This window comes from Sphingomonas sp. PL20 (assembly GCF_017875905.1).
Lineage (GTDB): Bacteria > Pseudomonadota > Alphaproteobacteria > Sphingomonadales > Sphingomonadaceae > Sphingomonas > Sphingomonas echinoides.
This window is the reverse complement of sequence record NZ_JAGINH010000002.1, coordinates 1364219-1391160: the sequence shown is the minus strand read 5'-3', so window position 1 is coordinate 1391160 and position 26942 is coordinate 1364219. Positions and strand designations below refer to the sequence as shown.

21 protein-coding genes and 2 pseudogenes are annotated in these 26942 nt (G+C 62.3%); 8 read left to right on the top strand and 15 right to left on the bottom strand.

What is annotated here, in order from left to right; all coding sequences use genetic code 11:
* Position 1: 1 nt before the first annotated feature.
* The 4 genes from H4W01_RS06595 to adh form a co-directional block, all read right to left on the bottom strand.
* On the bottom strand, positions 2 to 2257 hold the full coding sequence (locus H4W01_RS06595; protein WP_133187599.1) for a hybrid sensor histidine kinase/response regulator: 2256 nt from the start codon (positions 2255 to 2257) through the stop codon (positions 2 to 4).
* Entirely contained in the window at positions 2257 to 3435 is a 1179-nt protein-coding gene (locus tag H4W01_RS06590; RefSeq protein ID WP_010406373.1) for an FIST N-terminal domain-containing protein, read from the bottom strand. Before H4W01_RS06590 ends, H4W01_RS06595 begins: the two co-directional genes overlap by 1 nt.
* Positions 3436 to 3469: 34 nt before the next feature.
* Complete coding sequence (locus H4W01_RS06585) at positions 3470 to 3817, bottom strand: DUF779 domain-containing protein (protein WP_050810992.1); 348 nt, start codon at positions 3815 to 3817, stop codon at positions 3470 to 3472.
* A gap of 136 nt (positions 3818 to 3953) precedes the next feature.
* A complete protein-coding gene (gene adh / locus H4W01_RS06580; protein ID WP_010406369.1) occupies positions 3954 to 5474 on the bottom strand; it encodes an aldehyde dehydrogenase in 1521 nt (506 codons plus the stop codon).
* Between the two features lie 196 nt (positions 5475 to 5670).
* Here adh and H4W01_RS06575 point away from each other — a divergent pair, with 196 nt between their 5' ends.
* The 4 genes from H4W01_RS06575 to H4W01_RS06560 all read left to right on the top strand — a co-directional run bounded on the left by H4W01_RS06575 (position 5671) and on the right by H4W01_RS06560 (position 9720).
* Positions 5671 to 6150, top strand: coding sequence for a pseudoazurin (locus tag H4W01_RS06575; protein ID WP_010406366.1), 480 nt, complete (start codon positions 5671 to 5673; stop codon positions 6148 to 6150).
* A 1-nt stretch (position 6151) separates the two neighbouring features.
* Complete coding sequence (locus tag H4W01_RS06570) at positions 6152 to 6451, top strand: EthD family reductase (RefSeq protein WP_010406364.1); 300 nt, start codon at positions 6152 to 6154, stop codon at positions 6449 to 6451.
* A 73-nt stretch (positions 6452 to 6524) separates the two neighbouring features.
* Positions 6525 to 9017: a TonB-dependent receptor gene (locus H4W01_RS06565; RefSeq protein WP_010406360.1), complete on the top strand. Its 2493-nt coding sequence runs from the start codon at positions 6525 to 6527 to the stop codon at positions 9015 to 9017.
* A gap of 52 nt (positions 9018 to 9069) precedes the next feature.
* Positions 9070 to 9720: a cytochrome b gene (locus H4W01_RS06560; RefSeq protein ID WP_209610381.1), complete on the top strand. Its 651-nt coding sequence runs from the start codon at positions 9070 to 9072 to the stop codon at positions 9718 to 9720.
* 347 nt (positions 9721 to 10067) lie between these two features.
* Here H4W01_RS06560 and H4W01_RS06555 read toward each other — a convergent pair whose 3' ends face one another.
* From H4W01_RS06555 to H4W01_RS06545, 3 genes are all read right to left on the bottom strand, one after another.
* On the bottom strand, positions 10068 to 10565 hold the full coding sequence (locus H4W01_RS06555; protein ID WP_209610380.1) for a MucR family transcriptional regulator: 498 nt from the start codon (positions 10563 to 10565) through the stop codon (positions 10068 to 10070).
* 182 nt (positions 10566 to 10747) lie between these two features.
* Entirely contained in the window at positions 10748 to 11368 is a 621-nt protein-coding gene (locus H4W01_RS06550; RefSeq protein ID WP_010406353.1) for a type II toxin-antitoxin system HipA family toxin, read from the bottom strand.
* A complete protein-coding gene (locus H4W01_RS06545) occupies positions 11296 to 11925 on the bottom strand; it encodes a helix-turn-helix domain-containing protein (RefSeq protein WP_209610379.1) in 630 nt (209 codons plus the stop codon). Before H4W01_RS06545 ends, H4W01_RS06550 begins: the two co-directional genes overlap by 73 nt.
* A gap of 461 nt (positions 11926 to 12386) precedes the next feature.
* Between H4W01_RS06545 and H4W01_RS06540 the strand changes: the two genes are divergently transcribed.
* The 3 genes from H4W01_RS06540 (at position 12387) to H4W01_RS06530 (ending at position 18213) form a co-directional block, all read left to right on the top strand.
* A complete protein-coding gene (locus H4W01_RS06540) occupies positions 12387 to 14177 on the top strand; it encodes a recombinase family protein (RefSeq protein ID WP_209610378.1) in 1791 nt (596 codons plus the stop codon).
* Between the two features lie 503 nt (positions 14178 to 14680).
* On the top strand, positions 14681 to 17254 hold the full coding sequence (locus H4W01_RS06535) for a TonB-dependent receptor (RefSeq protein ID WP_209610377.1): 2574 nt from the start codon (positions 14681 to 14683) through the stop codon (positions 17252 to 17254).
* Between the two features lie 23 nt (positions 17255 to 17277).
* Complete coding sequence (locus H4W01_RS06530) at positions 17278 to 18213, top strand: purple acid phosphatase family protein (protein ID WP_209610376.1); 936 nt, start codon at positions 17278 to 17280, stop codon at positions 18211 to 18213.
* Positions 18214 to 18413: 200 nt separating this feature from the next.
* On the opposite strand, the pseudogene H4W01_RS22805 reads toward H4W01_RS06530, so the two are convergent.
* A pseudogene (locus H4W01_RS22805) lies at positions 18414 to 18629 on the bottom strand (hypothetical protein); the annotation flags it as partial.
* Between the two features lie 93 nt (positions 18630 to 18722).
* Entirely contained in the window at positions 18723 to 19694 is a 972-nt protein-coding gene (locus tag H4W01_RS06525) for a ketopantoate reductase family protein (protein WP_209610375.1), read from the bottom strand.
* 195 nt (positions 19695 to 19889) lie between these two features.
* Here H4W01_RS06525 and H4W01_RS06520 point away from each other — a divergent pair.
* Positions 19890 to 20140, top strand: a pseudogene (locus H4W01_RS06520) (IS3 family transposase); the annotation flags it as partial.
* Between the two features lie 21 nt (positions 20141 to 20161).
* Here the strand turns inward: H4W01_RS06520 and H4W01_RS06515 are convergent.
* From H4W01_RS06515 to H4W01_RS06490, 6 genes are all read right to left on the bottom strand, one after another.
* A complete protein-coding gene (locus tag H4W01_RS06515; protein ID WP_209610374.1) occupies positions 20162 to 20962 on the bottom strand; it encodes a MetQ/NlpA family ABC transporter substrate-binding protein in 801 nt (266 codons plus the stop codon).
* A 16-nt stretch (positions 20963 to 20978) separates the two neighbouring features.
* A complete protein-coding gene (locus tag H4W01_RS06510) occupies positions 20979 to 21644 on the bottom strand; it encodes a methionine ABC transporter permease (RefSeq protein ID WP_209610373.1) in 666 nt (221 codons plus the stop codon).
* Positions 21641 to 22375, bottom strand: a complete 735-nt coding sequence (locus H4W01_RS06505; RefSeq protein ID WP_209610372.1) for a methionine ABC transporter ATP-binding protein — start codon at positions 22373 to 22375, stop codon at positions 21641 to 21643. Before H4W01_RS06505 ends, H4W01_RS06510 begins: the two co-directional genes overlap by 4 nt.
* Before the next feature lie 540 nt (positions 22376 to 22915).
* A complete protein-coding gene (locus H4W01_RS06500) occupies positions 22916 to 25378 on the bottom strand; it encodes a TonB-dependent receptor plug domain-containing protein (protein WP_209610371.1) in 2463 nt (820 codons plus the stop codon).
* Between the two features lie 340 nt (positions 25379 to 25718).
* Positions 25719 to 26192: a c-type cytochrome gene (locus tag H4W01_RS06495; protein WP_209610370.1), complete on the bottom strand. Its 474-nt coding sequence runs from the start codon at positions 26190 to 26192 to the stop codon at positions 25719 to 25721.
* A 66-nt stretch (positions 26193 to 26258) separates the two neighbouring features.
* Entirely contained in the window at positions 26259 to 26942 is a 684-nt protein-coding gene (locus tag H4W01_RS06490) for a cytochrome b/b6 domain-containing protein (protein ID WP_209610369.1), read from the bottom strand.

The following is a 26942-nucleotide window of genomic DNA, read 5'->3' as shown; positions in this document are numbered from 1 at the left end:
GCTACTGCGTGAGCCGCGTGATCAGCGCGCGCAGCTGCGCGGGCTTCACCGGTTTCTGCAGCACGTGGAAGCCGGCCGCCGCGAGAAGATCACGCAGCTCGGGGGTGCGGTCGGCGGTAATGACAATCGCGGGGATCGACGCGCCGGTCGCGGCACGCACTCCGGCGATCGCGTCGATGCCGGTCTGCCCGTCGTCAAGATGATAATCCGCGATGATGAGGTTCGGCCGCAGTGTGTTCGCCTGCGCCTGGCCCGCACCGAGATCGCGCGCGCTGAGCACGGTGCAGCCCCAGCCTTCGAGCAAAACGGCCATACCCTCGAGGATCAGCGTCTCATTGTCGATCACCAGTACGACCTGATCGGTGAGCGGCCCACTACGCGACGGCGCAGCGGCGTGCGACACGCGCGGCGTTGACGTGCCGACCGGCACACACACGCCGAAGCGCGACCCTTCGCCGAGCGCCGAGCGGACGCTAAGCGCATGTCCGAGCATGCGCGCCGCGCGCTGGACGATCGCGAGCCCCAGACCCATCCCGCGATCGCGCCCGTGGTCACCAATCCGCCGGAACTCCTCGAAGATTTCGACATGATGCTCGGGCGCGATGCCGGGTCCGGTGTCGATCACTTCGACGTGCAGCATCTCCCCCTCGGCACGCACCGCTACGTCGACCGAACCAGCGTGGGTGTAGCGCAGTGCGTTGCCGATCAAATTCTGCAGGATCCGCCGCAGGAGGCGCGGGTCGGAGCGCACCCAGAATGCGCCGTCGTCGATTCGCAGCACGAGCCGCCGTTCACGCGCAACGGGTGCGAATTCGGCCTTCATGCTTCGCAGCATCTCGTCGAGCGCAAAATCGACCGGTTCGGCAACGATCGCGCCGGCATCGAGGCGGGAGATTTCGAGCAGCGATTCGAGCAGATCCTCGACCGAGTCGAGCGCCGACCCGGCCTGCCGGACGAGCGCGCGGGTCGGCAGCGCGAGCCGCCGGTCGCCGAGCGCTGCGACAAATAGCCGCGCCGCGTTGAGCGGCTGCAGAAGATCGTGGCTCGCCGCCGCGAGGAAGCGGGTCTTGGAAATATTGGCCTGCTCGGCCGCGGTCTTGGCGTCGCGCAACGCCGCCTCGACCGCGAGGCGCTCGGCATTCTCGCGGCTGAGCTCACGATTTACCGCGTTGATGTCGGCGGTGCGTTCCTCGACACGGCGTTCGAGCGTCTCATTGGTCTCGCGCAGCCGGTCGGCGGCGCGCAGGCTTTCGGTGATGTCGCCAAAGCTCATCACCATCCCGCCATCGGGCATGCGCGCGCGGTGGACCTCGACGACCTTGCCGCTGCGGTGGTGGCGGCGCGACACTGCATCGCGAATACCGCTCTCGAGCCAGGCGAGCGGCTCGTCCGGCTCCATCGGCCCGTTGAGCTCGGCGCAACCGGCGACCAGACCATCATGCGTGGCGACAATCGCGATCCCGTCGGCGGGCAGGCCGATCACCGCGAGCAGGGGATTGTTCCATGCGACCAGCCGGCGATCGGCATCATAGACGCACACGCCCTGCGGGATCGTATCGAGCGTCGCCTGTAGGATCGCGCTCTTCTGCGCGAGTTCGCGCGCGCGAAGCCGTGCATCCTCGGCTTTCACCTCGGTGATGTCGGTATAGACGCCGACTATGCCGCCCTCGCTGGTGCGCAGTTCGTTGATCTGGATCCAGCGTCCGTCGGCAAGCGCGTGGACGTGCCCGCCGCTGGCCACCATGCGCTGCGCCATCCGCTCAGACACCCATCGGTCGCGCGCGACCATCGCGCCGAGCGTCGTGCCGTCCTTGCCGATCATGTCGGTGATCGCGGAGAAGCTGATGCCGGGCACGATCCGGTCGGCGATCTTGGGCCACAGTCCGAGATAGGTCTGGTTGCACAGCACCAGCCGGTCATCGGCGTCGAAGATCGCGAAGCCTTCGTTGATGCTCTCGATCGCGTCGCGCAGGCGGCGTTGCGCATCGTCTGCCGTTTCCTTGGCAATGCCGAGTGCGGCGTTGCTGCGCGCAAGCGCACCCAGCGCCTGTTCGAGGTCGGCGGTGCGCTCGCGCACCTTGCCTTCGAGCGAGATCGCGGTCTCGAACAGCGAGAAGGCGTTGCCCTGGAGATCGGTCGAGCGCTCGACACGGTCGATCAGCGCGGTGTTGATGCGCTTGAGTTTGACGATCTCGGCTTCGAGCGCGGCGATCTGTCCGGCATCGTGGCTGTCGGGCAAGGCGATGCGCGTCGCCATCACCGGCCCCAGCCAATCGCCAGACCGCTGAAGGTCTGGTTTACGTGAAGCGCATGGAACTGCTCGCCATAGGTGTTGAAGCCGGTCACGCGATGTTCGACGAACATGCGCGAGACCTCGCGCGTCAACTGCCGCTGCTCGGCCTCGATCTTGTTGAGCACGCAATCGAACCCGACGATCCGGTCGATCCCGCCGACGGCGCTTTCGAGCCCATCGAACAGGCTGTCGAGGCCGTCCAGGATATTGCGGGCCTCGCCCAGCGTCAGCACGACGCCCTCGTCGATCGCGCAATAGAAGGTCAGGCTTCCGTCCGGGTTGGCCGACTGGATCGAGCGGACGTAGTATTCGCCGCCCGCGCGCACCATTAGCGGGTGCGAGGCAAAGACAGAGGGGCCGAGCTGGTCCACGGTCGTCCCGGTCAGCCGCGCATACTCCTCCGCCGCCGGCTCGGCGTTGATCTCGGTGACGACGCGCCCGACCGGATCGGCGCCGGTGATCACCATCTTGACCTGTCCAGGGGCGTAATGTTGCGATCGGAACACCTGCATCGGCCGGGCCGACGACAGGATCGCGACAAGCGCAGCATCGCGGCGGAACGCGCCGTCCTGGAAAATGAACGTCTCCTTGAAGTCGAGCCCGTCGCCCGACGAGCCGCCTATCAGCGGAATGTCGCCGAGCGCGTCCTGCACGGTGACGGTGAGCATCTCCTCGCGATGCGACAACCCGTCGACGAGAAAGATCGCGGCGCGCGACACGATCGAGCCGAACGTGTCCGAAGCCGCGACTGACGCGGCGACGAGCTCGCGCACCACGCTCTGCGCGCTCCTCGCATCGAAGGTATCAAGATGGTCGAAGCGGACCGCGGTAAGCGTGAAATCGCTCGCCGGGAAGCCGATCGCGGTGATCGTCCCCTCCGCGCTACCCTCGGGCGTGATTTCGCCCGACGAGGTGCATCCCACCACGCACAGGCCTTCGCTGCGCCGATTGATCGCCTCGGCCAGCGCGTCGAGTGCATAGCAGCTCGAACTGAAGATCAGCACGCCGGCCAGCGTGGTCGGATCGAGGTCGGCGAACAACGCCTGCGCGGCCGCGTCGGGATCGGCCAGCCGCGTCGCGGCGGTACGGACCGGGGAACGAGACCGTACAGGCAAAGGGGCATCGAGCATAAGCGGCATCATGCCATGCCTGCACCGACGCGTCGATTGTCACGGATCATCCGACGCCCCGCACCGGCTCGCCCGCCGCGTCGAGCGCATCGACCTCGGCGTCGCTGAACACCCGGCTGCGGATGATGAAGCGCACGCCCTCGGGGCCTTCGAGCGAAAAGCCGGCGCCACGACCGAGCACGACGTCGATCGTCACCTGCGTATGCCGCCAATAGGCGAACTGCGCGGCACCGATCCACACCGGCACGTTGTCCGCGATCCGCCCGAGCAGGATGTCCTGCGTGCCGACGTGAAACTCGTCCGCGGGGTAGCACATGGGCGCCGAGCCATCGCAGCATCCGCCTGATTGGTGGAACATCAACGGCCCGTGGATCGCGCTCAGCCGATCGATCATGGCGATCGCGGCGTCGGTCGCGAGGATGCGGGCGGGTGGGGGCACGACGGGCTCCTGAAACGCAAAAGCCGGCGGGTCCGAAGACCCGCCGCGACCGACGGCAAAGGGGGCCAACCGCCGAGATTTGTATGAGATATTAGAAAAATCCCATCGGCTTCGCGCTATAGCTCACAAGCAAATTCTTGGTCTGCTGGTAATGATCGAGCATCATGCGGTGGTTTTCGCGCCCTATGCCCGACTGCTTGTACCCGCCGAACGCCGCATGCGCCGGATAGAGGTGATAGCAATTGGTCCACACCCGTCCCGCCTGAATCCCGCGGCCCATGCGATAGGCCCGCGTCCCATCGCGCGTCCACACGCCGGCGCCGAGGCCGTAGAGCGTATCGTTGGCAATCGCGAGCGCATCGGCATCGTCCTTGAACGGCGTCACCGCGACGACCGGGCCGAAAATCTCCTCCTGGAATACGCGCATCTTATTGTTGCCCGAAATGATCGTCGGCTTGACGTAATAGCCGCCACCCAGTTCGTCGCCATGCTGCGCTCGTTCGCCGCCGGTCAGGATCTTGGCACCTTCGCCGCGCGCGATGTCGAAATAGGACAGGATCTTCTCAAGCTGGTCGTTCGATGCCTGCGCACCGATCATCGTCGAGGGATCGAGCGGGTTGCCCATGACGATCTTCTCGACGCGCGCGACCGCCTTCTCCATGAAGCGGTCATAGATGCTCTCGTGCACCAGCGCCCGGCTCGGGCAGGTGCACACCTCACCCTGGTTGAGCGCGAACATCGCAAAGCCCTCGAGCGCCTTGTCGAGGAAATCGTCGTCCTGATCCATCACGTCGGCAAAGAAGATGTTGGGCGATTTGCCGCCAAGTTCGAGCGTGACGGGGATGAGGTTCTCGGTCGCATATTGCATGATCAGCCGACCGGTCGTGGTTTCGCCGGTAAAGGCAATCTTGGCGATGCGGGGGGATTGCGCGAGCGGCTTGCCCGCCTCGACGCCGAAACCGTTGACGACATTGAGCACGCCCGGCGGCAGCAGGTCGCCAATCACGTCCATTAGCACCATAATTGACATCGGCGTTTGCTCGGCGGGCTTGAGCACGATGCAATTGCCCGCGGCGAGCGCGGGGGCGAGCTTCCACACCGCCATCAGGATCGGGAAGTTCCACGGAATGATCTGTCCCACCACGCCCAGCGGCTCGTGATAATGGTAGGCAACCGTATCGTGATCGATCTCGGAAATGCCGCCTTCCTGGGCACGAATACAGCCGGCGAAATAGCGGAAATGGTCGATCGCCAGCGGAATGTCGGCGGCGGTCGTCTCGCGGATCGGCTTGCCGTTGTCGATCGTCTCGACCATCGCGATCAGCGGGAGATTTGCCTCGATCCGGTCGGCGATCTTGTTGAGGATCACCGCGCGCTCGGCATAGGAGGTTTGGCCCCAGGCGTCCTTCGCCTTGTGCGCGGCGTCTAGCGCGAGATCGATATCTTCTTTGGTCCCGCGCGCGACCTGGCACACCGTCTGGCCGGTCACCGGCGAGGGATTATCGAAATAGCGGCCCTGCACCGGCGCGACCCACTGGCCCCCGATGTAATTTTCGTAGGTCGCGCGAATCGCGACCTTGCCTGTCAAACCTTCGAGCGCCTGGTGCAGCATTGTCTCTCTCCTGGATGTGAGCCCGGTGGCCGGCGCCTGCGCGGGCTTGTCAGCGCTGACTGTGCCCAAAATCCGAGGACGCGCCATTGCACCAAAGGGCTATTTGCGGTCGATCGGTCTGCTTCCATGCTCGCCTCCGATACCAAAGTGTCCGCTGCCGAGGCCGAGCGCCCGCGCGGGACGATGCGAGGAGAAGATGATGTCGAGAGTGATCGCCGCCGCTTTGTGTCTGACAGCAGTCCTCGGGGGAACCGGCGCGATCGCCGGCGCGCCCAAGACTAATCCCGCCAAGACGCCCGCCAAGACGATTGTCGTCGAAATGAAGGATAGCGGCACGGAGGGCGCGATGGTGTTTGTCCCCGCCTTTATTAAGGCTAATCTAGGCGACACGGTCCGCTTCGTGCCGACCAGCTTGGCGCACAATGCCGAGCTGATCCCGGCAATGCTGCCGACCGGTGTCTCGCCGAGTAAGGGGGCGATGGGCAAGCAGTTCGACCTCATGGTCACCACGCCCGGCATCTACGGGATCAAATGCGCCCCACACTATTCAATGGGAATGGTCGCCGTAGTGCAGGCCGGCGATGGTCCGTCCGTCAATCTGGCCGCCGCACGCGCGGCCAAACTGCCGCCCTTCGCAATGAAGCGGATGGCGGGCTATCTCGCGAAGGCGCGCTGACATGACCACCTTGCTCGTCACCTATCCCCGCGCCGAAGGCGCGACCTTCGACGTCGACTATTATCTCGGCGCGCACCTGCCGCTCGTGCGCGAAAGCTGGGTGCGCTACGGATTGACCAGCGCGACCGCCCTCATCCCGGAAGAACCGGCCCCGGCCTATGCAGCGGTCGCAATGCTTGAATTCAGCGACGGCGCGGCGCTCGACGCCGCGCTGGCCTCGCCCGAGGCGGGCGCGGTGTTCGGCGACGTCGCCAAATTCACCGACATCGCCCCCGTGCCGCTCCGCTGCACCGCCCGGTGATCGACCGGCCAGTCACTAGATCAAGCGGCGCCGATCGCCCTCGGTCGCGCCGCGCAGCATAGCGGCGGGAGACATGCAAGTGGCGCAGCTCTTCTGGCGGGCGGGTGTGGCGAGTGCTGCGCTCGTCCTGCCGCTCGCCGCCTCGGCGCAGGAGCAGAGCGGCCCCGACATTGTCGTCACCGCCACCCCGCTGCTTGATGTCGGCGAGGGCGCGCTGCGCTATCCGGCGCAGACCGTCAGCGACGAACAACTCCAGCACGCGCACGCCACTGACCTCACAGAATATCTCAAAAGAGTCAGCGGCGGGGTGTTCGTCAACGAGACGCAGGGTAACCCACTCCAACCCGACATCAATTATCGCGGCTTCACCGCCTCTCCGCTGCTTGGCACACCGCAGGGGCTGTCGGTCTTCATGGACGGCGTTCGGCTCAACCAGCCGTTCGGCGATATCGTCAGCTGGGACCTCATCCCGAAATCGGCGATCCGCTCGGTCAGCCTCGTGCCGGGGTCGAACCCGTTGTTCGGACGCAACGCGCTCGGCGGCGCGCTGTCGATCCGCACCAAGGACGGCACCTCCGACCCAGGCTATCTGCTCGAGATCGGCACCGGGTCATTCGCCCGGCGCACGCTCGAGGCACAGGCCGGCGGCGCGATCCGCGGCGGGTTTGATTGGTTCGTCAGCGGCGACGCCTTTCGCGAGCGCGGGTGGCGGGCCTTTTCGGCGTCGCGCGCCTATCAGGGTTTCGGCAAGCTGGGCTGGTCGAATGCGACCACGCAGGCACACCTTTCGGCCAGCTATGCCGACACCGATCTCAACGGCAACGGCTTGCAGGAGCAGCGGCTTCTCGCCGCCGATCGGCGCAGCGTCTACACCCAGCCCGACACGACGCGGAATCGCTCGGCACTGGTCAATCTCACTGCAAAGCACAGCCTATCGTCTGCACTATCGCTGTCGGGCAACGCCTATTGGCGGCGGATCAAGACCAGAACCTATAATGGCGACGTCAACGACACTGCGCTCGGCGAGAACCTCTACCAACCCAGTACCGCGGAACGCGCCGCCCTGACCGCGGCAGGCGTTACCGGCTTTCCTCTTAGCGGCGAGACGCAGGCCAACACCCCCTTCCCGCGCTATCGATGCATTGCCGAGGCACTTCTCGACACCGAGCCCAACGAGAAATGCAACGCGCTGATCAACCGCTCGACGACCGACCAGCGCGAGTGGGGCGCGAGCGCTGAGGCGACACTCATCGCGCCCTTGCTGGGGCTTCACCAGACGCTCACGCTCGGCGCGAGCTATTCAGACAGCCAGGCCAATTTCGCGCAATCCGCGCAATTCGCGTATCTCACCGCCGACCGTGGCGTGGTCGGCGCCACTGGGCCGGGAGCCTATGCCGACGGAAGCCAGCAATCCGAAAATGCGTTCGACGCGAGGGTTGATCTCCACGGCCGAACCACCAATCTCGGGCTTTATGGTACCGACTCGCTGATGCTGGCGCGCACGCTGAGGGTCGATCTGTCGGCGCGCTACGATCGCACCCGTGTCGGCAACCGCGATCGGATTACGCCACTTGCGGGTACCGGCTCGCTGACAGGCAACCACCGTTTCGCTGCTTTCAATCCTGCGGTCGCAATCGCATGGATGCCGTCGACACGGCTCGGCTTCGACGCCGCTATCGCGCAGAGCAGCCGCGCGCCCTCGGCGATCGAGCTCGGCTGCTCCGATCCCGCGAGCCCGTGCCGCTTGCCCAATGCGCTGGCGGGCGACCCGCCGCTTGACCAGGTTAGTGCGACCACCTTCGAGGCAGGCGTTCATGGTAGCATACAGGGCGGCGCGCGCCGATCCGTCACCTGGCGGATCGGCACCTTTCGTACCGACAGCCGCAAGGATATCCTGTTCGTCGCGAACGATGCTTCCGGCTTCGGCTATTTCCGCAATTTTGGACGCACGCGACGGCAAGGCTTGGATCTGGACGCGACCGCTACGCTCGGCACGGTCCGGCTATCGGGTCACTACACTTGGCTTGACGCGACCTACCGCAGCAGCGAGCGTGTCGGCGGATCGGGCAACAGCAGCAACAATGGCGCCGCCGCGGGCTTCGATGGGACGATCGCGATCGCCAAAGGTGACCGCATCCCGTTGATCCCGCGTTCAATCGCCAAGGCGGCGGTTGGCTGGGATCCGATCAGACGCGTGACGCTCGACATCGACATGATCGCGGTGTCGGGCGTTATAGCGCGCGGCAACGAGAACGGTGCGCATGCGCCTGACGGCGTCTATTATTTGGGTGCCGGCCGCACGCGGCCTTATGGGGTCTTCAATCTAGGCGCCGAATGGCGCGTGACGAAAGTTGCTACGCTCACCGTCCAGCTCAATAATCTGTTCGACAAGGCCTACGCCACCGCAGCTCAGCTCGCCGCGACAGCGTTCGACGGCAGCGGTCGGTTCGTCGCCCGTCCGTTCGCTGCACCGATGATTGACGACGAGCGGCCATTGGTATCCTCGACTTTCTATGCGCCGGGCGCGCCGCGCTCGGTCTCATTGAGCATGCGGCTTCGATTGTGAACAGATGGGCAGCCGGCCCCAGAACTGGCGGCAGTGTGAAAGGCGGACAGAGATGGCACCATCGGATCCGAGCGCATGTGTGCGGATGCGCTATTCGACCGTAGCAATTGTGCTGCATTGGGCGATCGCGCTCCTTCTCGCCTATAATCTGACATCAGGACTTCTGCACGACGTGCTGCCCGGCGCCGTTTTCCGGTTCCATGTCTCGGCCGGCATAACGATCCTGGTCTTGAGCGTCGCCCGCCTCCTCTGGCGGCTGACCCATCGCCCGCCGCCCTTGCTGGCGGTCCAAGCGTGGGAACGACGCACGGCTCACGGGGTCCATGCCCTGCTCTACGCCGCGATCTTGATCCTCCCCTTTTCAGGATGGGCACTCGTCTCGGCTAAGCCCCCCATGGGTTCAGCGGGAGCGGCATGGAATGCAGAGCATCCTGTCGGCGAAGCATCGAGCGCTCAACGTCCTCGCGGTCCGACGATGGTGTGGGGGGTGGCTCCGCTTCCCTTGCTGTCGCAGATCAGTGCGATCGGGCGGACCTCGCAAGGCGTACCTGCGCAGCGCGAATTGCGCGCGCGGATCGCGACGTTCCACCGATTCGGTGGCTGGGTCATGCTAGCACTGCTCCTTCTACACGTGGCGGGAGCATTGAAGCATCAATGGGTCGATCGCCAGCGGGCGCTTGCGCGCATGGGGATTGGGCGTTGACGCACTTATGATCGTTGAAATTTGGAACACTCGTAAAAATCCGGCACGCAAGCGCCACTGTGCAATTTGTATCTCCAATCGCCACGTGCGATCGGACTCTTCGGATAACGTTACTGGGGTAGCGCTTAATGAACGTGCGCTGGCAACAAGCGTTTGAGACCTCGCAACCTAGATGACTGAACGTCCGGCTATGCCGCTCTTCGCCAAAAAGCGGCCAAGCCGCTTCCCACCCAGAATTTGCCATCTTTCACGATCTTTAGTGCGCGGCGGATTCCCCGGGCGATGAACGGTTCGGAAGATAGCTTGGACGATGGCGAACATGACCGGCACGCTCGCCGCCTGCCGCTTCAATCCGGCTCGACGACTTTCGCGGGCCGACCACGCTTCGGTACTGGTGCGAGGTCAGCGGCCTTGGCGGGAGCTTTCTGACCCGGCTTTCGGCCAAGACCGATCTTCTTCGCCATGTCACGGCGCATTGCCGAGTAGGACGGTGCAGTCATGGGATAATCGGTCTTTAAGCCATACCGCGTTCGATATTCGGCGGGCGTGAGACCGTTGGTGGAGAGATGCCGCGTCAGCGTCTTATAGGGCTTGCCGTCGATCATTGAAATAATGACATCAGGATTTGCCAGCGACTTTCGTGAAGTGACTGCGCCGGTAAATTCCGGAGCGGCTTCCTCGGCAAAAGCTTCCGCCGGTGCGGATGAGAGGCCGATCAATGCGTCATGCATCGACTTCAAGAATGCTGGGACATCATCCGCCGACGTGCGGGTATTCGGGTTGGACAGCCATGCCATCGTTAATTCGGTAGCGAGTTTAACGGTGTTTGCAGTTTCATCAGTCAATGCGGATTTCCTTCCAAGCGGGCTTTTAGCGCGTACTTCGTAAATTCACCCTGAGCATCATTGGTGCCAAGTGCGTGAAAAATATAAATCTGCGACAATCAATTTAAGCTAAAAAAAGGCTGCTCAGCTATCTCCATCGATCTCACACAATACAAACCTTTTACACCTCAACCAACGCTAAGTCATGCCAGTACCGCTCGCGCGGCCGCCCGCTCCCCGTGCTCGAAGGCCTCCGCAAAACTTTCTAGGTCGGCACCGGTCATGCCAAGCGCACGCCCCTCATCCTTCCAGCCCGCGACAGCCTGCTCAATCGGCGCCAGCATTTCCATGGCGGGCGGAAGCGTAATGCGAAAGTACGGCAACACCGACATTAAAGCGTCGATAGTCGCCTCGGGGCCAACCTCTTCCGAAACCCAGGTTTTTAATTCGCGCAGTCGCTCTGGAAACGGGGTGATATCGAACGCCGGCGCCAGCCGCCACAGGCCACGATCAACGTGGAGGAAGCCGTGGTTCATCAGATGATCGTCGACGTTGGTGATCAGGATCGAGAAAGCGATCCTCCGCCATAGCTCTTCGATATCGGCCGTAGGAGCACTCCCGTGCACACGTAGCGCATCAACGATCTCGGTATAGGCGTGCTCCTGTGCGTCGCCGGGCTCCGCACCGATCATCGTCGCCGCCGAAACGTACATCAACCGCCCGCCCCCTGCGGGTCGATCAAACCGCCGGATTAGCGCGATCGCGTCGCCGTCGCTCTCGACCAGGCGGGCGTCAGCCGCGTCGATCCCGGCGCGGCGGGCCATATCGCCTGCAGGTACGAGTTGCGGACTACCAGCACTGGCACTTGCTCCCCATCCACCGTTCGCTGCTCGAAGCGGAACAGGCGGGATCGTGGCGCCTGCGCGCGCTCGAGCCTGGACAGCAACGCGATCGAGACGCCGGCGGCCCTTGCGACCTCTTTTAAGGTAAGTCCCGATGCCAAGCGGATAGCTCTCATCCGCTCTCCAAACGCAATGATCAAACTCCCTTCGACACCCTCGACGAATTCCCGAATTCGGTCAGGCACCTGCTCCGGAGTGACCGGCAGCAGTTGTTCGACCCCCGGCATCTCGTCGATGAAGAACCGCCCTTCCCATTGGGGCCCGGCCGGATGTGCGACGTGCTCCCAACCGAGCTCAAGGGCGTTAAGCAACAGGTCTAGTGTCGTGGGCCCGGGCCACGCCGCACCACGCTCAATGTCGGAGAGTGTCTGCCGGCTGACACCGACCTTGGCCGCGATCTGAGCTTGGGTGCCGTACTGATCGTCGCCAAGCCTCCCTTGGCGTCGATCCTTCAGAAATTTGCCAAGATCGTCACGCAACCGTCCTGCACCCCTTGGTAGGAGCATCCGGGCTAACGGGGCGCGGCGGCGCGACATATCAGCATTTTGACATTTCTCATGGTCGGACACAAATACTTTGTCGGCTTTTTGCGTGAGGCGACTGCGAGTTCCTAAAACCGATGAATGCTCCAGCATCAAGCCGCAACAACCGTACCTGATCCTGCACGGGTGTCCGAGGGAGTCACATCAATTCGGCTGGCTAACATCGACGATCTGTTACTGACATTGCTTGCGAAACGCTTAGCCCGCGCACTCATGCTCGATCAGGATCGCAGTGACGAACCGCTCAATGTCGTAAATTCAGATGAGCGCATCGACGATTAGCGATTTTAGCAGCCGACTGACATCAGGGAACCGAGTGACCAGCGGTTGATTCCCCGAAGAGTCGTCAGGATCATCCCGTCGGTACCCAGCGGCGCAGCACCTAGGAGGAGACTATCGTGAGCGAACCAGCCATCGCCTATGGCCGCAAGAGCTTCGATGACCCGGACGAGCGCACGTCTTCGGTCGATGACCAGCACCTCTTCGCCGAAGCATATGCGCGCTCGCATGGCTTCGACCTGCTCGGCTTCTACGGCGATGACGGGATCACGGGCGCGACGATGGAGCGGCCGGGCCTGCAGGCGGCGCTCAAGGTGCTCGCTTCGGGGAAGATCAGGATCCTCATCATCGAAGACGTCGACCGGCTCGGGCGCGACGCGGAGCATATCCACCACATGGTGAAGCTGTTCCGGCTGTATCAGGTGACCGTCCATACGGTTTCAACCGGTCGCATCGACGACCTCGTGTTCGCCTTCAAAGCCATTATCGGCGAACAGCAGCGAATGCGCATCGCCTATACGACACGCCGCGGCCTAAAGGGCAAGGCGCGCCGCGGCGGTGTGACCGGCGGGAAAGTTCTGGGTTACCGACGTGAGATCACCGGACAGGACGCAGGCGGGCGCGACGTTGACCGGCTGGCGATCGACGATCCGCAGTCCGAGCTGGTACAGCGCATCTTCAACCTTTATTCCGAGGGACAGAGCCTGAAGCAGATCTGCGCGATCTTGAACCGGGATGGCATCCCCTCCCCTCGCGCCCGAGAGCGTGGAAAATACAACGCCGGCGTCTGGAACCCGACGACTCTTTCGGGAGACCCGAGCCTCGGCGAGGGCATCCTCAACAACGAGATTTATATTGGGCGCCGCATCTTTAACCGTCGGATGTGGGTCGAGGTCCCCAATGACAATCGCGGCTTTTCGCGCCGCCCACGCGTCAACCCCGAAACGGAGTGGATCATCAATGATCAGCCAGAGTTGCGCATCATCGACCAGGCACTGTGGGATGCGGTGAAGGTCCGTCAGAAAGAAGCGCGCGCCGCGCGCGACGCGAAGTACAAGCTGACGGGTAATCCGCTGGCGGGCGCAAAGCGCCCTGCCCACCTACTGTCCGGGCTCGTCACATGCGGAGCTTGCGAGGCGCCCTTCCTCGCGACCGGTGCCGGCCGTTGGCGCTGCAAGGGTCATCGCACCGGGACCTGCACCAACGGGTCTATCACAACTCGGGAACTTGAGGACCGCGCATTGGCCGGCATCCGCGACCGGCTTCTGACCCCGGAAATCATTGGTCGCTTCGCTGCGAAGCTCCAGACGGAGCTCGAGGCGATGCATCTCGCCAACCATGCAGATCGTCATCACGTAGAAAGCGAGCTCGTCGAGACGCGTCGGCGCATCGCCAAGCTCGTGTCGCGGATCGAGGAAGACGACAATGCGCCGCGCGCATTGACCGTCCGTTTGAAGGAACTGGAGACGATCGAGGCAGGTCTGGAGATTGCTCTGGTCAAGGCACCTGAGCCGACGGTCGTGCGGCTGCCGGTGAACTATGAAGCCGTCTATAGCCGGGCGGTCGCCGAGCTCGCGACACATCTGTCCTCAAGCGATGGCGCGGTCGCTCGGCAAGCGATCCGACCGCTCATCGAGAAGATCGTCGTGCAGCCCGGCAGCGCGCGCGGCGGGAAACGTCGCCCGATCCAGCTTTACGGCGACCTGTACCGAATGCTGGAATTTGCGCAGGGTGCTTGTGCCCCAAACGCACAAAAGCCCCGACCGGTGAGGGTCGGGGCTTTTGTGATACCGTTGGTTGCGGGGACCCGCTTCCATCTTAACTTGCAAGCGCCGATCAATTGCGGGCAAGTGGTCAATACTGTGGCGGACAAAGCGAGCTATAGCGCACTTTTCCGAGCGGCCGCATGAAGGCGCGACCGCCTGATGATTGTAGCAGAGGTGACGTCCCCGACTTCGTCGATGTACAATAGTGGAGGTGTTGAACACCACTGAAGGAGGCGTCGATGGCAGAGGTTACTGAGGTGGTTTCTCCTTCTTGGACAGGTTTGCGGCTGAGTTAAGTTACGCCGGGTTGTCGTTCATGCCGCCATTTTGGTCATCAGATGCTGGGGGACATGCCCCGCAACATCTGATTGCCCGATCCGCCGATTGGCCTCCACCGGGGTTCGCCGACCCAGAAGCTTGCAATTCGCTGAAAAACCGGTCGCGTTTCCCGGCTCCTTTCACATTGCGGCGCTGTCGCGCCAGTACGCGGATCGTCGATCGCTCAAATTAAAACTTCCCAACCTTCGTCCTCAATGCATCACGCGTCGCTCACCTGTAACCTTGCGGCAGCATCAGTCCCCGGCGGCAGGACCCAATAGGGACGCCCATCGACGATAGTGCAATGAAACCCCGGGGGACTTTTCGTCATGAAAATTCGATCGATGGCGCTTGTCTCGACGATGCTCGCTTGCTCGGCGACGTCGGGCGCGCTGGCCGCAGAGCGCGCCAAAAGCTCCGACGCGGCATCTGCTCAGCAGGACATCGTCGTCACCGCGCCGCGCGCACAGGACAAGGCACGGGAGAAGCAGCAGAGTGCGCCCAACATTGTCAACGTCCAGTCCGCCGAAGCGATCGACAAGTATCCCGATTTCAACGCGGCCGAGTCGTTGAGCCGCATTCCTGGCATTTCGCTGTCGAGCGACACTGGCGAGGGCCGCTTCGTCAACATCCGGGGCATCGACGGAAACCTGAACGGTGCCACGTACGGCGGCGTCGTGCTGCTCAACACCAATCCCGGCGGCACCGTATTTGGCAGCGGTCGCGCGGTTGAGTTCGACACCATCCCGACGGGCGCGATCGACGGCATCATCGTCACAAAGACCGGCCTGCCAAATCACGATGCCGAAGGGCTTGGCGGCTCAATCGAACTGACCCCGCGTTCCGCCGCGCGACTGACCAAGCCGTTCGTCGATGGCGCGGTTGGTTATGGATATGAGCCCGCGCACGATCATGGTGGCCCGCTCAATCTCGACCTCGCGGTCGGCGGACGCTTCGGGGGCGGGAGCAAGCCGTTCTCCTTCGTGGTGACGGGGTCTTATCGTGAAGATCGTCGGGGTTTCGACGATATCGAGGCCGATTATGTCGACGATTCGGGCCTGACTGCCGCCTCGGGCACGCCTTTCACGGCGTTGCAAATCGACAAGGCTTTGTCCGATATCCAGTTGCGCCGGTACAATTATAACCGCCGACGGTTCGGCTATGGCGGAGAATTTGCTTACACCCCCAATGATGATCACCAATATTATATCCGCGCCGCGATCGCCGGCTACACCGAGTCGGTACTCAAGAACCGCTTGACCTATGACAAGCTCGACGGCTCGGCGCTGCGGGTCGATCCGGCCAATCCGGCGGGTTATGCGACCACCACCGCGCTTACCATAAAGAGCACCGACGAAGAGGAAACACATCGCAATCAGGTGTTCGTGGTCGGCGGGCGCGATACTTTTGGCGATCTGACACTCGATTATCACGGGGCCTATTCACGCGCTACGTTCAAGGTTGGGCGCAACTTCGGTGCCACCTATACCGGGCCGAAAACTGTTCCCTTTACCTATGATAACATCACCAACGCCGAATTTCCTGTGCTGGCGGTTACCAATGGCACCAATGTCAACGATCCGTCGCTCTACAAGCTAACCAAGCTGAGCAACGCGCAGGAACGGGCGGTCGACAAGGAATGGTCGGGAGCGATCAACGCCACGCTCACCACCAACTGGATCGGCAGTGGCGATCACTTGACGTTTGGCGGACAAGTGCGGTTGCGCGACAAAATCGATACGCCGGCGGCACAATCTTTCAAGCTGCCCGCCTCGGGGTTGCCCTTGCTCGGCAGCGCTATCACCACCTTTTATGACAATCGCTATACCAATGGCCCGCAAGTCGACCCTGCGGCGATCCAGGCGATCGCTGGCCAATCGACCACGACCGGCTTTGCCGACAATCTGACCGGCTTCTTCGCGGCGGAGGAAAATATCTATGCCGGCTATGCGATGTACGCGACCACGCTCGGTAAATTCGGTGCCCTGGCCGGGGTCCGGCTAGAGAATACCCAAGCGACCTACAGTTCGTATGCATTTGACCAAAACGCCGTCAACCTTGGCCTGCGGGTGCGCAATCGTACGTATACCAACGTGTTTCCCACGGTGCAGCTGCGCTATGACTTCACGCCGCACTTTGTTGTCCGATCGACCTATTCGACCGGCATCGGTCGCCCCGGTTTTTCGCAAGTGGCCAAGCCGATCACGATCGATCGGGACAATAATATCTTTACGACCGGCAACCCCGATCTGCAGCCGACTACCGGGAACAGCTTCGACCTATCGCTGGAATATTATCTGCCGCACAGCGGCATTCTATCACTCGGGGTCTTCGATAAGGAATTCGACAATTATGTCGTCTCCCGCACCCGGAACGGCACCGACACCGTCAACTTCCCGGGTGTCTCCGTGGTCAAGTTCGTGACCTATCAGAATGTACCCTCCGCTTATGCGCGCGGTATTGAGGCGGCCTACGACCAGCGCTTCGCCTTTCTGCCCACGCCATTCGACGGCTTCGGTGTTGGTGCGAACGTCACCTATGTCGACAGCCAGATCGAGCTACGGACCGGGGAGAAACGCCCGCTACCGGCCACATCCAAGTGGACATGGAACGCGGCCGCCTATTACGAGGCGCACGGCGTGCAAGTGCGGCTCGCCGCGCAATATGTCGGCTCAAACCTGTTCGGTATTGGCGACACCGCTGCGGGTGACGTGTTCCAGAGCCCGCGCACGACGTTAGATCTGACCAGCTCGCTGGAGATCCTCAAAGGTATCCGACTGTATTTTAACGTAAAGAATCTGACCAACGCGCCATTGCGTATTTATGAGCGGGACTCCAGCCGTCCGATCCAACGCGAATTCTACGATGAAACCTATGAAGGCGGCGTCAAGTTCAAGCTTTGACCGTGACGAATGAGGAGTGTGCCATGACCGAATTCGCAATCGACCGCCGCACCGCGATGGCCGGGATGGCTGCGGCGGCAGCGCTTCCCATAGTGCCGCTGACCGCCAAAACGCGCCCGGGAAGTTTCCTGGTGGTCGGCGATTGGGGTCGGGATGGTGCCCAGCACCAGCGCGACGTTGCAGTACAGATGGGCAAGACCGCCACCACCTTGGGTAGCCGCTTCGTGGTGTCTGTCGGCGATAATTTTTACGAAAACGGCGTCCAGTCGGCCGACGATCCGCAGTGGCAGAGTTCGTTCGAGAAGGTTTATACCGATCCGGCGCTACAGGTGCCGTGGTACGTTGCGCTCGGCAATCACGATTATCGCGGCAACCCGCAGGCTCAGGTCGATTACGCTGCCACCAGCAAGCGCTGGCGCATGCCGCGCCGATATTACAAGGTACAGGGCGCAGCGCTGGAGATGCCGCAGATCGACCTGTTCGTCATCGATACGTCCCCGACGGTCCACCAATATCGCGACAAGGTGGAAAGCGTGATCGCGCACAATGTTGCATCGCAGGACGTGGCGGCGCAACTGGCCTGGCTTGACCAGGGGCTTGCGGCGTCGACTGCACGCTGGAAAGTAGTCGCGGGGCACCACACGATCCGCTCCGGCGGCAGCGGACATGGCGAGACCCGCGAGATGGTCGAGATGGTGATGCCGATCCTGAAACGGCGCGGCGTGGCGGCCTATCTGTTCGGTCATGATCACGACCTGCAGCATATTGAGCGGGACGGGCTGCATTATGTTGGCTGCGGTGCGGGATCCGAGGTGCGCCCGGTATCGGCGGTGGCGGGCACAAAGTTTTGTCAGGCGCGATCGGGTTTCGCCGCAGTCAGCGTTGGCGAGAATGCACTGTCCTTCGAGTTCCGCGATTTCGGGGGCACAGTGCTCTATCAGTCCATCCTGCGCGCCTGAAACGTCTCGGGGCGAACACACCGGGCGTGAGGCGGGCTTCTGAGCGTTCGACCACCACGCCTTCGTGATTTTCGATGGAGGTAGCAACCTTCTGCCTCCGCGCTCTTACCCTCAGAAAGAGTGGCCTGAGCTGCGGCTGGTCCGATGGACACAAGGTTACGCTATCTGCGCCTGCCGCTCGAAGTTGGACACTTCGAAACCATCAGCACAGCGTCGAACCGCGGCCGCCTGCCCTTACCGCGATCACGGAACCCGAGCGCCACCACCAGCGGCCCGCAAAACGTCGAAATCCACCACCGCCGACAACCGCTCGAGGGATCGCCCGCTGCACTCAACGCTTCATAACGGTCCGAAAGATCGAAAAAACCCGGCTGCCCTGCGTTCGCCGCCTCCGTGGCAACCGCGGCGAGGTGAATCAAATCTGCCCCTCAAAGGCCGGACTTTTTCGAGGTGTCCCGTTTGACGAACACTGACAGATCGTCGCTGCCGGCGATCTGTCAGTGTTCGACTCAGCTATGCAGGCTGGTCTTGGATCCTTGTTGATCGCGGTTGGCACCATGGGTGCCATAGTTGGAGGGGCGCATCGCCTCTATACGGCCGTCGACGTGACACTGATTTCGGCGCGCAGCGTCAAGCATCGCGTCGATGATGGCTTCGCATTCCGTCCGGCCCGTCGCCAACAACTCCCGAAAACTGCGGATGCGCGAAAGGAACCACAGCGTTCCGGCCAACACCGTCACCGGAGTGCGGTCGAGCACTGTCTTTGAGCGGGGATAAATCGGGTATCCCATCGCCTTGATGAGATCGAAACTGGCGCGAACGCCTCTCGAAAGGACGATGGCTTCTCTCCACGATGCGCCGTTGCCTCGCTCCATGGCCGCGATCGACACGCTTTCAAAGGCGACGCACAGAGGCGCGTGGCAGCGTAACCACAGCGGCATGTCGGGCTCGAGCGCGGCTGGAAGTCCAGCTGCGTTGAACAGATCGACCCACTGCTGGCACCCCATCAACGTTCTTTGTCCCCCGGCACCGATCGTCGCCTTGAGCCTTCCGTCAGCGTCGAGCCGCGCCTGCACGAACGGCATGCCAAACGTGCAGCGCGTCGCACCGACGGCGTCTTCGAGGCGCATCGGATCAAACGTGTTGAACATAAACTGGATGCTGGTCGCGGCACTGCGGGACAGGGCCGGCAATATGGTATCGACCTGATGGGCCAGCAGCGTCACAATGACCAGATCGTAAGCCGCGTCTGCGTCAAGTTCGTCGAGCACACGAACGTCTGCACGCGTGCCGTCTACATCAACGATGGCCCCATCACGGTGCAGTTGCGCCAGGCGAGGCGAGCCGGGACGCGCCACCACGGTAACATCATGGCCGCCGTTGCGCGCGAGCCGAGACGCAAAGGTGCTGCCGATCTGCCCCGCGCCGATAACGACAATGCGGAGCGGCGGGGACCGTGTCGGAGCGGCGATCTGCATCATTCGAAACTCCAGTTGCGGGGATGGGCTTTAGGTCGGCCAACCGCTTGGTATCGACGCCTATAGGTCCGCTCAGCCGATGCTCCATGCTGTCGCGTCCGAATATGCGTCGCGATCGTCCAACAATTGGTTTGGGTTCCGTGCAGATCGCGGCACCTGAACGCAGGGAACGCATCGCGTTCGAGCCTAGTCAGCGACCGAGACGCCCCCGTTCGCCGGGGCCTTCCCAAGGACGATGGTGTGCGTTCGGTGATCGCCGGCAATGTGCTCGATCGGCAGTTCAGCGCCGACGCGCCCAACCAGACGTGGGTGGCCGACTTCACCCCCGCCTGCGCGGGGGCAGGCTCTCCATCTGGACCGCCAAAGGATGGCTGTACGCCGCTGCGGTGATCGACCTGTTCCCAAGGCGGGTGGTCGGCTGGTTGATAAGCGACGCAATGGCGTTGCAGCGGAGTCCAGGACCGGAGACCTCAGAAAGCCGGTAACACCGCACCGTGATATCTGTTGTTGATAAAGGTCCGCGTCGCCGGGCTGCGCAAAGCCGCGATCAGCTTGACGACGCGCGGGTCCTTGTCACCACCCGCGCGGCCGACCAGGAAATTGACATAAGGCGAGTTCGCATCCTCGATCACCAGCGCATCGCGCACCGGATTGAGCTTGGCGTCGAGCGCGTAATTGGTGTTGATGAGCGCCAGATCGACCTGATCGAGGACGCGCGGCAGCGTGGCCGCCTCCAGTTCCTTGAACTGCAAAGCCTTGGGGTTGGCCACCACATCGCGCAGCGTGGAAAGCGGATTGGCCGGATCGCGCAAGCGGATCAGTCCCGCCTTCTGGAGCAGCAGCAGCGCGCGTCCGCCATTGCTGGGTTCGTTCGGAATGGCGACCGTCGCCCCTTGCGGCAAGGCCGCCAGGCTTTTGGTTTTGCGCGAATAGCCACCGAGCGGTTCGACGTGGATGCCCGCATATGCGACCAGCTTGGTGCTGCGTGAGGCGTTGAATTCGTCAAGATATGGCTTGGTCTGGAAGTAGTTCACGTCGATCTGCTTCTGGTCGACCTGGAGGTTGGGCTGCACATAATCGTTGAAGACGCGGATCTGCAGATCGACGCCTTCTTGCGCCAGCAACGGCTTGACCGATTCAAGAATCTCGGCATGCGGCACTGCCGTCGCCGCGACAGTAAGGGTTTTGCCGCCGTCACCCGAGGCACCGCCGCGCGCGCAGGCGGCGAGCACGAAGAGAGGCAAAGCGGACAGGAGCAAGCGGCGGTTCATGGTGATATTCCTTGGATTAGCGGCGCGTGAAATGGCGCGTCAGGCGGTCGCCCGCGAACTGAATCGCCTGGACGAGCAACACCAATAGCGTGACGGTGACGATCATTACGTCGGTCTGAAAACGTTGATAGCCAAAGCGGATCGCCAGATCCCCCAGCCCCCCTGCCCCGACGACACCCGCCATCGCGGTGAACGACACGAGCGCAACGGCGGTTACGGTCGCACCGGAGATCAGCCCGGGCAGCGCCTCGGGGATCAGCGCGCCGGTGACGATCTGGCGCGTCGTGGCACCAAGCGCCTGCGTCGCCTCGATCGTGGTCCGATCGACTTCGCGCAAGGCACCCTCAACCAGTCGCGCGTAGAATGGCGCTGCACCGACGACCAGCGGCGGGATCGCGCCGACGACACCAAGCGACGTCCCGACCAGGGCAACGGTCAGCGGGATCATCACGATCAGCAGAATGACGAACGGCACCGAGCGCAGGATATTGACGATCACACCGACCACAGCGTTGACCAGACGGTTCTGTGCGATCTGCCGTTCCGCCGTGAGATAGAGCAAGACACCGAGCGGAAGGCCAAGCAGGATGGTTAGCAGCAGCGACCCGCCGAGCATCGCCAGCGTATCAAGGCAGGCGCGCCCGATATCTGCCCAGTCGACATTGGTAAACCAGCCGCTCATGCGGAAAGCCCGGCGAGCAGCCGTTGCGTGGCGGCATGGGCGGCACCGGCAAAGACATCGGCAACGCGGCCGGTTTCCACCACCCGCCCGCGTTCGAGCACGGCAACGCGGTCACACACCGCGCGCACCACGTCCATTTCATGCGTGATCAGCACGATCGTCAGCCCCAATTCCTGGTTGAGCGCCCGTAGCAGGGCGAGCACGCTGCGTGTCGTATCGGGATCGAGCGCGCTGGTCGCTTCGTCGCACAGCAGCACATCCGGCCCGTTGGCGAGCGCACGGGCGATACCGACGCGCTGCTTTTGCCCGCCGGACAGTTGCGCGGGGTATTTGGCGGCATGGTCGGTAAGACCGACGCGCGCGAGCAGTTCGGTAACTTTGGCTTGGCGTTCTGCGCGCGCCACGCCGGCAAGTTTCATCGGAAACGCGACATTATCGGAAACGGTGCGCGACGACAGCAAGCCAAAGTTCTGGAAGATCATGCCGACGCGTCGCCGCAGCGCGCGCAGATCCCCAGCCGACAGATGCGCGACATCGACGCCCTCGACGCTCACGCGTCCCGAACTCGGTGTCTCCAGCGCATTGATCACGCGGATCAGCGTCGATTTTCCCGCGCCCGACTGCCCGATCACGCCAAACACTTCACCGCGCGCCACCGTCAGCGAAACGCCGTCCAGTGCCGCACCCCCAGACCCAGTGAAAATTTTGCGAACGTCAGCGAAATCGATCACAACGCTATCACCTGCGCAGCGAAGCGCTCCATTTCCTCGGCCTGCGGGCTCATCTGCAACAGCAGCAAATCAACACCCGCGGCCTCAAATTCGGCGATCCGCTCGCGTAACTGCTCTGGCGTGCCGACAAGGTTAGGACGGAGGCCACGATCTCGCGGCCAAGCCGGCAGCTATCCTTTTGGCAGGTCGTTCCAATCGCAATGCCCACGAAACCGCAACTCGTGACCGCCCTGTGGCTTTCGTATCATCCAATATCCTATCAAATACGAGGATATTTTATGCAAGGTCGGTAGCAAGGCGCTCTCAATCTCGGTCGTTGCAACGGACCACGATTTCCTGAAATACGCTCACTCGCTGTCGACCGGTTCGGTCGCAAAAATGACCTATTTGGTCTTACCTGGCCGATGACCGTACTGTGAAGGAGCCAGGATGGATCCGGAGAGATAATCCCCGACACCCCGCCCGATGCCCCCTCCTCTGCCATTGCCGGGATACACGTTTCGCCACTCGCGAACGCGTATCCCGGCTGAAGCGCGGCCTTCAGAGCTTGATCGTGAACCTGCTATAATAATAGCCGCCATTGATGCCGTAGGGTGACCAACTGTCGGTGGTCGCAACACCGTTGCCGCCCGCCGCCAGGCCCGCCGCATAGGTGATCGGATTGATCTTTTCGGGATAGGTGTTGAGCAAGTTGCTCCCGCCGACCGACAGACCGACCCGGGGCGTGATATCATAATGGATATCGAGATCGACGATCGCGCGCGTGCCGAACACATTGTTGACAAAGGCACCGGTGCTTCCACCATCGACATAGACCGAAGAGCGACCGAACAGCGTGCCGCGCAAGTCGATCGTCCATTTGTCCTTGCGGAACAGCGTATCGAGCGAGGCTTTCAGCTTGGGCGATACCGTTTCGAGATAGGAAATCGCGCCCTGATCGAGATATTTCTGCCCCGAAGCGGCGATCTGCGTCGAGGTTGCGGCAATCTTGGTCAGCTTGGTATCGTTGTAATTACCGGTCAGCGTCCAGTCGAGCGACGCGCCCCCAGCCAGCGCTACGCCGTAGTTCACGACCAGTTCGACACCGCGCGTGCGGCTATTGGCACCGTTGACGTAGGTTGAGATCGACGTTGAGGTTACGGTAGAATCGATCGTGTTGCCATTCGCCGTGATCGCATCCGTCACCGCCTGCGATTTGATGACGCGAACGCCACCGATCGTTTGCAACCCGAAGATGCTGCCGGTGCTGACGATCCGGTCCCGGATCGAAATCTGATAGACGTCGAGCGTGGCACTCAGCCTGCCCGCTGGATGCAAGGCAATGCCCGCACTCAAGTTTGTCGATTTTTCGGGCTTGAGGCCAGTGAAACCGAGCAGGCGCGCGGCCGCGCTGTTCGCAGGCAAGCGAACGCTCGCCGTCGTTGGCGATACGCTCGTGGCGGAATAATATTGCTCGGCCAGCGTGGGCGCGCGGAACCCGGTCGACACCGTCCCCCGTAGCGCGACAACGGGAGAAAAATCATAGCGTCCGGTCAGCTTGCCGACCAGGGTATTGCCGAAATCGTTGAAATGCTCGAAGCGTCCGGCGGCATCGAGCTGGAGTTTCTCGACCGGCTTGACCGCCAGATCGACATAACCGGCGACGTTATTGCGCGAATGCTTTCCCGCATCGGTCAGCGCGAAACCGGGATAGGCAGCGACGCCGACCTTGTAACGCGATGCGGGATCCCCTTCGTGAATTTCATAGGTTTCGCGCCGAAATTCCCCACCAAAAGCGATGTTGAGCGGGCTGGCGAGGCCGACATCGAACCCACGGGCAATGTCGAGCGTGTTGGTCCACTGGCTCCCGACGAAATCCCCAACGTGAAAGTTGGTCGGGCTGGTGCCGGTATCGGCAACCAGCGACGTGTTCACCGAATTGTTGTTATGGATGCGGTTGATGTCCCGTCCGTAGGTGGACGACAGATCCCAATGCCAATCGGACAGATCCCCCTTGATGCCGCCCGTCACCGCATAATCATCCTCCTCGTCGGTCAGCACGGGGGTGAAACCCTGCGGCCAGATCGTCGGCGCGATGCTGGGGAACCGATAGTTCTGCCTAGACTGGCCGTAGCGATGACCATAGCTGCCCGACGAATAAACCTCGGCACCGCCCAGCTTCACGCCCGCATTGTAGAAGACGGTGGTCAATTTGTATTTGGCGTCGCCGTAGATCAGATTGAGATGAGGGTAACCGGGCAGGAGCGGCAAGGCCGGGTTTGCACGATTGGCCGCCGAGAACACCCGCTGATCGGGGCCGCCGCGATCGCTATAGTCGTGATACCGGTATTCGGCCGAAACGTTCAGATAGGCGTCCTTCGACCCGATTCCGTAATTGCCCGCCACCGCAACCGTGGCCCCGTCCCCTTCGCCATAGGCACCACCGGATGCGACCAGTTGCCCGCCCTTATAGGTGCTCTTGAGGATGATGTTGATAACACCGGCGATCGCATCGGTGCCATATTGCGCAGCAGCCCCGTCGGTCAGGACCTCGACATGATCGATCGCAGCGGTGGGAATGAACGCCAAATCGGCGGATGCGGCCCCGCCGAAACCACCGGTGCTCCCGACCGTGAGATTCGACGAGCCATGTCGCCGCTTTCCATTGACGAGGATCAGCGCGTGATTGGGGCTTAGCCCGCGCAAACGCGCCGACAGCTTCAGATTGCCGGCATCCCCACCGAAGGATTGGGCAGTGTAGGACGGGACCGTCGTGTTCAGGGCCTGGTTGAGATCGGGTTTGCCGGTGCGCGCCAAGCTGTTGGCGTCGATCACCTCGATCGGGGCGGCGCTGTCGACGGCCCGCACTCCCGTCAGGCGCGTGCCCGTGACGATAACGTCCTGGTCGGAATCGGTGGACTGCGCGGGTGGCGGCACCGCGCTGGCCGGGTCTGCGGCATGAGCGGTAAAGGGAGAGAATGCCGATACCAAAAGAGCAGCACGCAAAGCTTTGACGGATTTCATATCTGTTCCCTTTCACTGTCTCCCAAGCTCATTCTGGCGAGCGCCTTCTGTTCGACCGTTCGTCGACCGTGGCATTCGGGTTGCGACCCGTTCCTGGGAGTGCGGCACCTTCGGTCCGCAGCAGCGACGATATCCTACTCGTTTGATGGGATATAAAGGAGCAAATCTTGCTTGTTTAAAATCAAAAGTTTTTAATCAATTGTTGGCATGATCCATCACATCGTCAAAATACCTAATGACGAAGACTAGCTGTTCGCGGTGCGCGGGCAGGCTCAGAGTCCCGCCCGCCTGAGTTTACTTCTTTTCCATTACTTCAGCCAACGGCGGACTGATTTAACAGTCAACTCTTGTCCTGGTCGCGATAGGTCTCATGACACCCTTTGCAAGTCTTTCCGACATCCGCCGTCGCAGCCTTGATCGCATCGATATTACCCTTTGCGGCGATCGCAGCGTAGGGTGACGATGCTTTCGCAAAATCCGCGCGCTTGGCGGTAAAGTCGGCAGGGTTTTGCCAGATCGCCGGTTTCGCAGCTGTCTGCAGGCCCTGACCGGACTGGGTACCCGCCGGGAACCAATTCTCCTTGTTCTGCTGCTGCCCGAGGCTGGTCACGATCGCGGCGTTGGCTTTGATCACGGCGAGATCGGGGGTCGCCGATTTGAGCTGGTCGTTGATCCCTTTAAAGGCCCTGCCGATATCCTTGTAATGCGCTTGGCGTGCTGCGATCACATCGCTGGCGGTGGCGGCAAGCGCGGCGGTGCCGGCGAGCGCCAGGGCAAGGGCCGGCACGAGGTGCGGAAGGCGTGTGTAGCGCATATTCTTTCTCCAATTAGCAATCAGATAGACCTGACGAATGTTTCCGCGGCGAAGGCGTGAGACGGCTTAGCCATTGCGCACCACCGCCCAGATCAGCAGGGCAAAGACGATCAGCGCCGAGGCCGCGTGCCACCCTTTGCCGATCCGGAGCGGCGGCAAAGCTCCGACAATGCGTTTCCGGCCCGTTACCATCGGCCGGATCAGATTATCGCGCTTGGCGAACAGGTAAAACAGCACAGCGACGACATGGATCGCAACGAGGACCTGTAACGCGGTGAACAGGCGTCCATGCCATTCGGCGAGCAACCGGCTGGTATCGAAACTGACCAGGCCCGAGAGCGGCCCCGATTCCAGCCCATCGACATCGGTGACGAACAGACCGAGCAGGCATTGCGCCAGCAGCAGGCCGAGCAGGAGCAGAACCGAAATCGCGCCGATCGGATTGTGCCCGACCGGCGACGCTTGCCCATGGCCCAAGAGCGTGCGTCCATAGCGGACGATCGCAGCGGGCCCTTTGACGAAATGGGCGAAGCGCGCGGTCGTGCTGCCCGCGAAGCCCCAATAGATACGAAACAGGACGAGCGTTAGCAGCGCATAGCCGGCGTAGCGATGCCACTCCAGATTGGCGCGATGCGTATACCAGGACACACCGAAGAGGATGGCGATCAACCAGTGCACGCCGCGCACCCAGCCATCCCACACCACCACCGTGTCCGATGCGGGAAAAGGCTCGTCGCTGATGCTTGCCAC